The sequence below is a fragment of the Paenibacillus sp. 598K genome, from assembly GCF_003851045.1.
In the GTDB taxonomy this organism is placed as follows: domain Bacteria; phylum Bacillota; class Bacilli; order Paenibacillales; family Paenibacillaceae; genus Paenibacillus_D.
The window spans coordinates 3333-10898 of the sequence record NZ_BFBX01000089.1 but is presented as its reverse complement, the minus strand read 5'-3'; the positions used below and the strand labels follow the sequence as shown (position 1 = coordinate 10898).

General features: G+C 59.9%; 6 protein-coding genes. 1 reads left to right on the top strand and 5 read right to left on the bottom strand.

The annotated features are described in order from the left end of the window. Positions 1-283: 283 nt before the first annotated feature. Positions 284-2803 (bottom strand): ATP-dependent helicase HrpB, encoded by a 2520-nt coding sequence (gene hrpB, locus PA598K_RS24440; protein ID WP_128659476.1) that lies wholly within the window; start codon positions 2801-2803, stop codon positions 284-286. A 320-nt stretch (positions 2804-3123) separates the two neighbouring features. Then, positions 3124-3537 (bottom strand): DUF4183 domain-containing protein, encoded by a 414-nt coding sequence (locus tag PA598K_RS24435; RefSeq protein ID WP_128659474.1) that lies wholly within the window; start codon positions 3535-3537, stop codon positions 3124-3126. A gap of 479 nt (positions 3538-4016) precedes the next feature. Here PA598K_RS24435 and PA598K_RS38195 point away from each other — a divergent pair, with 479 nt between their 5' ends. Continuing rightward, positions 4017-4658: a DUF4183 domain-containing protein gene (locus PA598K_RS38195; RefSeq protein ID WP_128659473.1), complete on the top strand. Its 642-nt coding sequence runs from the start codon at positions 4017-4019 to the stop codon at positions 4656-4658. Between the two features lie 76 nt (positions 4659-4734). Here the strand turns inward: PA598K_RS38195 and PA598K_RS24425 are convergent, their stop codons facing one another. From PA598K_RS24425 to PA598K_RS24415, 3 genes are all read right to left on the bottom strand, one after another. Further along, positions 4735-5826, bottom strand: coding sequence for a sensor histidine kinase (locus PA598K_RS24425; RefSeq protein WP_260405586.1), 1092 nt, complete (start codon positions 5824-5826; stop codon positions 4735-4737). Further along, positions 5816-6520 (bottom strand): response regulator transcription factor, encoded by a 705-nt coding sequence (locus PA598K_RS24420; protein ID WP_128659472.1) that lies wholly within the window; start codon positions 6518-6520, stop codon positions 5816-5818. Before PA598K_RS24420 ends, PA598K_RS24425 begins: the two co-directional genes overlap by 11 nt. Positions 6521-6643: 123 nt before the next feature. Further along, positions 6644-7399 (bottom strand): histidine phosphatase family protein, encoded by a 756-nt coding sequence (locus PA598K_RS24415; RefSeq protein WP_128659471.1) that lies wholly within the window; start codon positions 7397-7399, stop codon positions 6644-6646. Between the last annotated feature and the right edge of the window lie 167 nt (positions 7400-7566).

Genomic DNA, 7566 nt, shown 5'->3' with positions numbered 1-7566 from the left:
GACCTATGCTTGGTCGCTCCGAAAATACATCTATTTCCGAGAAAAACAGCGTAAACCACACATTTAACTGCAATAGTGCAGTTATTTGCGGCTAAATCATCGTATCCAGACAAATAGAAGCAATTTAAGTGCACTTTCGCAGTTAAGGGATGCATTTCAACTGTTTTTATCACATTTAAGTGTATTTTTGCAGTTACGCTCTCCGTTTTCGCAGTTACGTTCTCTGGCAAGCTGCTGGCTTGATCTCGCAAATCGCCTACTCGAAGACAGGAGCCGGAGCCAGCTAGCTCCGAGGCTTCGCGCGATGCGTGGCGACGGCGCTTAGTGGGTCGTCCGGCCAGTAATGCTTGGGGTATCGCCCCTTCAGGTCCTTTTTGATCTCGAAATACGCTTCCCTCCAGAAGCTCTCCAAATCCCGCGTGACCTGCACCGGCCTGTGAGCCGGAGACAACAAATGCAGCGTCAGCGGGATTTTGCCGTGACATAAGGTCGGCGTACGCTGCCAGCCGAACGTCTCCTGGAGACGCACGAATATCGCCGGCGCATCCAGGTCGCTGTAATCGACAGGGATGGACGAGCCGCTCGGCACCCGCACATGAGTCGGCGCTTCCTCCTGCAGCGCGTTCCGCTGCGACCAATCCAGCATCCCTTCCAGGATGCTGCCGAGCGCCAGCGACTGCAGCTCCGCTCTGCTGCGCTTGCCATACAGGTGCGGGAGCAGCCACGCCTCGACCGTATCGAGCAAATACGCCTCGGTCACATCCGGCCAGTCGGGAGCATACCTCGCCATGAACTGCATGCGCTGTAAGAGCTGACGGTGCGCCTTCTTCCAAGGGAGCCAATCCAGACCATGCCGCTGCACCGCCCGCGCCAACACCTCTGCGTAGCGTCCAGGGTCTGGCTGCTGCAGCGGCTTCTCCCGCCAGACGATCGCTCCGAGCAGGCGACGCTCGATCGCTCGGACGCTCTGCTGCTCCTCTTGCCAAATATAGCTCTCCTCCCTGACGATCCGCTCGCCGAACACCTCCGCCATGTCCGCCTCTGCAACCGCAGCCGCCAACAAGATCCGGCTCTCGCTTCCCTGATCGTCCAGGTGCACCGCCGCCAGGTACGGCGCTTGCGCGAGCGGCTCGATCCGCGCGAGCGCGGCTCCCCTGCCGCTGCTCAGCAGGTAGCCGCCCTGGCTCCGCCGCTGGCCTACCCGGTCCGGGTAGGCAATCGCTGCCAGCATCCCGCAGATCCGCTCCTCCCATACCGGGCGTCGTCTCGTCGCGATGGCCGCTTCGCGGCACAATCGTCCTGCCTCCTGCCGAACCCGCTGCAGCACAGCCTCGTCGATCTCGCATCCCGCTGGCGCTCTGCCCTCGGTCGCTTGCACCCGCAGCCACAGATCGGCTGAGAGCGTCGTCCCCGGCAGTGGCCGCAGCAGCTCACGCTCCTGGAGCAAGGCTGCGAGGGTCGCCCCGTGCTCGCCGTAGCCGAGCGAGTCGGCGGTCAGCAACATATGCGCCAGCCGCGGATGGAGCGGCAGCTCGCTCATCCGTCGTCCATGCGCGGTCAGATGGCCTGCCGCATCGACCGCGCCCAGCTGTCGCAGCAGCTCCAACGCCTGGCGATAGGCCGCCTCGGGCGGCGCGTCGAGCCAGCTCAGCTCGGCCGGGTCCCGCACGCCCCAGGCGATCAGCTCCAGCGCGACCGATGCCAGCTCGGTCTGACGGATCGCCGGCTCGATCGCCGGCGCGAGCTGCAGCTCCTCCTCCACCGTCCACAGCCGATAGCAATGTCCGGGTCCGAGCCTACCAGCGCGGCCTCGCCGCTGGTCTGCGGAGGCCAGCGCCACTCTCGTCGTCTCCAGCCGAGACATGCCAGTGCGCGGCGAGAAGCACGAGCTCCGCGACCGGCCGCTGTCGACGACGATGCGCACACCCTCGACCGTCAGACTGGACTCGGCGATCGAGGTAGCCAGGATCACCTTGCGCTTGCCTCCAGGATGACGCTTCACCGCCTCATCCTGCGCTTCCAGAGGCAGATTGCCATGCAGGATAGCCACTTGGACGCCTGAAAGCTCCGATCCGACGAGCCGCTCCCTGACTCTGCGGATCTCCGGCACCCCCGGCAGGAAGACGAGTACATCGCCCTCGTCATGCGCGCGCAGCGCTTCGAGCGTCTGGCGCGCCACGAGCGGCTCCAGCGGACCGTTGGCCGGGAGACTCAGATGATACGTCGTCACCGAATAGGATCGGCCTGCGCTCTCGATGATCGGCGCGTCGCCTAACAATCGAGAGACGGCTGTCGTATCAAGCGTGGCGGACATGACGAGGATTCGCAGATCAGCGCGCAGCAGCTGCTGGCTCTGCAAGCAGAGGGCCAGTCCGAGATCAGCTTGCAGGCTGCGCTCATGATACTCGTCGAACAAGACGATGCCATACTCCTCCAGCGCCGGATCGGACTGTAGCAACCTCGTCAGGATGCCCTCGGTGACGACCTCGATGACTGTGCGCGGACCGACGCACGCGTCGCCGCGTACACGGTAGCCAACCCGGCCGCCGACGGACTCGCCCAGCGTCTGCGCCATGTAGCTGGCTGCCGTCCGGGCAGCCAGACGGCGCGGCTCCAGCATGATGATCTTGCGCCCTTCCAGCCACGGCTCTTCCAGCAGCGCCAGCGGCACCTGCGTCGTCTTGCCCGCGCCCGGCGGCGCGGCCAACACCGCCTCGGACCGTTGTCGGAGCGTCTGCTTCAGCTTGGGCAGCATCGCCATGATCGGCAGTTCGGCGTACCCGTTATTACTCTTGTTCTCCATCATTTACGTTGACCTACCCTTTCTCTATCGATGCTTACGCTCCACATGCCCTGGCGTCCCAACATACTATGACCGTACTCGCCGTCGGCGGCTCGGTCCCGTACCAGCCAGTATACACCATATCTGAGGCTCGCGATATCCGCCAGATGCAGATAACGGGCAGCTTTATTCGGGGCAGTGACCTGCTATAGATCAGTGCTAACTGCTAGACCGGTTATCGGGCAGATGAGCGCACGTACGCGTAGCACGCACTTGATGACGTTGAGGTCACACAATATGTAGAAGAGACGAACCGCAGGCAAGCCCGCGGTTCGCTCCTCTCAGCTATTAATCGTAATCGTTGGTGCAGAAATCGTAGGCGGAACCGTCATGTCTGAGGTCGTATCGGCAAAGTTTGACACCTCGATCGAGACGGGCGTCCCTTCCAGCAAATCGATGGTGTCCAGCACCAGGCTAGCGGTTGTCAGGGTGGACAACGAGCTTTGTTGAAGCACTCCGTTCACGTAAATACTGAATGTGTCGGCAGCTGTAATTTCGGGCAATGCAACGACGGGAGCATCGGCATCATCTGTAAAGCTCGCCGCTGGTATCGTTGTGCCTGTTTCTGAGATCATTCCTGTGGCAACAGCTGCAAAAAATCTCGTTACAACCGGATTAACCGAAGTTGTAATCGTACCGCCAGTGGCTACAGGAGCTGATGCCGTGGCAGTAAAAACTGGTTTTATAACTGGCATATACTCATCCCCTTCCTCTTGGTTGCGTCGAAGATGAATTCGACTCCTAATATATAATGCTTTGAAAATGAGGACGAGACGGCTATTTTACTAGAATCGCATTTGAAAAGCGCACATTTCCTATTTATGGATACTTATCCACTCACAACACAGTCTATTGACATAGGATACCTTATGCGAATATGAAACTTTAATCATGGGAGGTGCTGGAGTTGACTTGCACTGCTGTCCGGGACAAAAAACCAGTCTTGAAAGAGCAACCCCGAAAAAAAGCAGCTCGATCAAAAAGAACAACCCGTCCTACCGCTTGCGGAACCGGAAGAAAGCTAGCGGATGCCGGGTCCAAACAGAAAAAATGCCGCAAGCGTCGGCCTTGCAGTCTGAAAAAACGGGCGGACGGGCACCGACAATGTTGTAACAAGGTAAAGTCCTACCGGGATGAGAAGCGTGGTCCTAAAGGAGAAGCAGGGGCTCAAGGCATGCAAGGGATCGCAGCCACCGGGCTGCCCGGACCTATCGGCAATATGGGGCCTGCTGGGCCGGGCGGACTTGATGGGGCAGTTGGACCCGCCGGACTAGGCGGACCCGCTGGGACGATTGGAGCGCTTGGACCTCCTGGACCGATTGGGCCTGCTGGGCCGATTGGACCCCCCGGACCGGTTGGGCCTGCCGGGGCGGTTGGGCCGGTTGGACCCCCTGGAGCTGTTGGACCAGTTGGGCCTGCCGGGGCAGTTGGGCCTGCTGGTCCTGTTGGGCCGACTGGACCGCAGGGAGTTCCCGGGGAAGTAACGGTCAGCATCATCCCGACTGCTTACCGGTATTTTCATTTGCCTCCCGGCAACATAAGCTCCACAGTGATCCTTCCCGCCAGTCAATTTACGGATGACAACGGACGACCGGTTGATGGATTCGAGGGAATGGGTTCAAACGGATATACGAACCTGTTTATTAACGGTGTTTTGCAGGAGAGCAGCTTATACCGCATCAGCGAACAGTTCCTGACGCTTTTCTTGAGCGGGGATACGGTGTTGGCCAGGACGCCCATCGTCATTGAGAACGTTGCGTTTGAGGCGCAAACGACGGTTGTCGTTATTGACGACGATGCGCGCGTCATCAGCTAACAATCGACCATGGCAAAAAGCGCTGCGACAACTTAGCCTCGCAACGCTGACAGAACGTATGGCGCGTCTTCGTCCTTCAGACGACCACAGGCAAACGAACGCGAAAGGTTGTTTCGCCGTTGCGGCTAAGAGCTTCGATCGCACCGTTGTGCCGTTCGACGATGCTTTTGCAGATGGCGAGTCCAAGCCCCGAGCCGCCAGAGCTTTCGGTCCGAGATTTGTCCACACGGTAAAATCGGTCAAAGATGTGTGGCAGATCGACCTCGGGGATCGGCTCGCCGTCATTCGTAATGTCGACGACCGCATAGCCAGCTTCCCGCTTGAGCCGGACGTCAACCTTGGTGCCGCCGCTGCCGTATTTGACCGCATTGGAGATCAGGTTCTCGAATACGCGGACCAGCTTGCCTGCGTCTCCCGGGATGAGCAATCGTTTGTCCTCCGCCTGCAGTTTGGCCTGCAGCCCCACTTCCTCCATCGACAGTCGGTATTGCTCCAGCAGTTGGCCGAGCAGCTCGACGAGGTTGAGCTGCTCCAGCCGCAGCGACGCCCCTTCATGACGAAGACGCGTATAGTCGAACAGATCCTGGATGAGCACATTCAGGCGCTGACTTTTGGCGTAGGCGATCTGGACGTAGTAACGCAGCTCGACCTCGTCGCGGTACCGATCCTGCTCGATCAGCCCCAGGTAGCCGATAACAGAGGTCAGCGGCGTCCGTAAATCATGGGAGACGTTGGTGATCAGCTCGTTTTTGGCCTGCTCGGCCCGCCGTTCCTCCTCCATGCTGCTTAACAGCCGTTCGACCAGCCGATTCACGCTCACTGCGATCTCGGCGACCTCGCTATTGTTTTTTACCGGCACCTTGCGGTCGTAACGTCCCTCGGCGATCTCGCCGACCGCTCGATGCACTTGCGCCAGATAACGGTATTTGCGCCACTCGAAGAAGGTCAACACCAGCCCAAAGTAGAACAACGTCCCGAGCACCATAAAGGCCTGGATACCGAATGTGCTCTCCAGCGCGCGGGCAATGCCATTTAAAATATCGAATCGCGTGGACAACTGGAACGCAACCATCATCGTAGCGTACATCAAGGCTACGCCAAGCACCGCGCTGGCGATGAAGGAAAAAATCAGGCGGACGACCATCCAGACCATCACATTACCCTTCAATTTTGTAGCCTACCCCCCATACGGTAACGATCAGCTTATCACCCGCTTCCTGCTCCAGCTTGTCCCGCAGCTTGCTGATGTGGACCATGACCGTATTATTCGATTCGAAGTACTTTTCCTTCCACACATGCTGAAAAATATCCTCTGCGCTGAACACCCGTCCCGGGTGGCTGACGAGCAGATGCAAAATATTAAATTCGGTGGAGGTCAGATGAAGCGGTTGCCCATTCACAAGCACACCATGCGTCGATTTGTCGATCTTGAGCGGCCCGATCTGCAGTGTATGCTCTGAGGACTTCTCGGCCGTCGGCGTCGTATTGTACTGAAAAGAACGACGCAGCAGCGACTTGATCCGCGTCACCAGCTCAAGCGGGTTGAACGGCTTCACCATATAATCGTCGGCGCCGGTCATCAGTCCCATAATTTTGTCCATATCCTCGGCCTTTGCGCTCAGCATGAGGATCGGCACCGTCTGATCCCGCCGCAGCCTGCGGCATACCTCGAGCCCATCGAGCTTCGGCATCATAATGTCCAGCACGACCGCATGAAAGGTGCTGCTCGCGAAGCGCTCCAGCGCTTCCTCGCCATTATGGGCCAGCTCGGTTTCGTAGCCTTCATTTTGCAAATAAATCTGGATCAGCTCGGCGATTTCCTTCTCGTCATCGACGATCAATATCCGACGGTTGTTGTTCATTCGCGCAGCTCCTTGATTCAGCAGGGTTTTGTATTACTATACACCAACGCCTCTCCGATTGTCCCGTCCGCTGGCAAGAGTTTAGAATGATTAAGCTTTTCTTAAAGGTTTATTTAAGTTTGCTTATTGTATACGCCGGATGTCGCCGCCTCGGGTCCCGTATACGGCATGCAGGCTGCCAGGGGGCGCATCGAGCGACCAGAAGTTGCTACCTGGTCGCAGCAGTGCCGCGATCATCTGGATCGTGCCGCCATGCGTCGCCACCAGCAGCGGCGGCCCGTTGTCCGCGAGCGACTGCTCGGAGAGCCAGGAGCCAATGCGGCTGCGGAACTGCGCCAGCGGCTCGCCGCCAGGCGGCGCGACGGATGCCGGATCGTCCAGCCAGCGGCGATAGGTGTCCGAGTCCTTCAGCTCCTCATAGGTGCGCCCCTCCCAGTCGCCGAAGCTCAGCTCGCGCAGACGCCGATCGCAAGAAGCGACAGCCGCCATGCCGGGCGCCGCGTAACGCAGCGACTGGCGAGCTCGCAGCAGGTCGCTCGAGGTCGCGCCAGACAGCGGACGCCCCTCCAGCCACGCTTTTGCCGGATCAAGCGCGGCATAGCCATGCGGCGTCACCGGCTGATCTGTCCAGCCGAGATATCGGCGCTCGTCATTCCATGCCGCAGGCCCGTGGCGCAGCAGCAGGAGGGCGGGAACCGCGCGGACAGAGTCCTTACCGGCTGCGGAGTCCTCGCGGACTGTGTCGGTGCTGGCTGAGCTCTGGCGGACGCGGATGTCGGCCACTTCGTCGCGGGCGACGCGGATAGAGCTGCGGCGGGCGCTGAGCTCGGCTGCCTCGTGGCGGGCGATGCAAATAGAGCTGCGGCGGGATGCGCTCATGGCTGCGCCGCCTCTTCCCCGTGGCAACGCAACGCGCGAGCCGACTGCCCACTGTCCGTGTCAGTGTCAGCGGCTGTTCGCTGCTCGAGCCCGAGCAGCGCGTAGACGGCGGTCAGGTCGAGATGACGTCGCACATGCTCCGCCAGCCGGCCTGCCGCCGCCTGCCC

Excerpts from the sequence above, each read along its gene's own strand:
- hrpB (WP_128659476.1), bottom strand. The coding sequence starts at position 2,803 with ATGGAGAACAAGAGTAATAACGGGTACGCCGAACTGCCGATCATGGCG.
- PA598K_RS24435 (WP_128659474.1), bottom strand. The coding sequence starts at position 3,537 with ATGCCAGTTATAAAACCAGTTTTTACTGCCACGGCATCAGCTCCTGTA.
- PA598K_RS38195 (WP_128659473.1), top strand. The coding sequence starts at position 4,017 with ATGCAAGGGATCGCAGCCACCGGGCTGCCCGGACCTATCGGCAATATG.
- PA598K_RS24420 (WP_128659472.1), bottom strand. The coding sequence starts at position 6,520 with ATGAACAACAACCGTCGGATATTGATCGTCGATGACGAGAAGGAAATC.
- PA598K_RS24415 (WP_128659471.1), bottom strand. The coding sequence starts at position 7,399 with ATGAGCGCATCCCGCCGCAGCTCTATTTGCATCGCCCGCCACGAGGCA.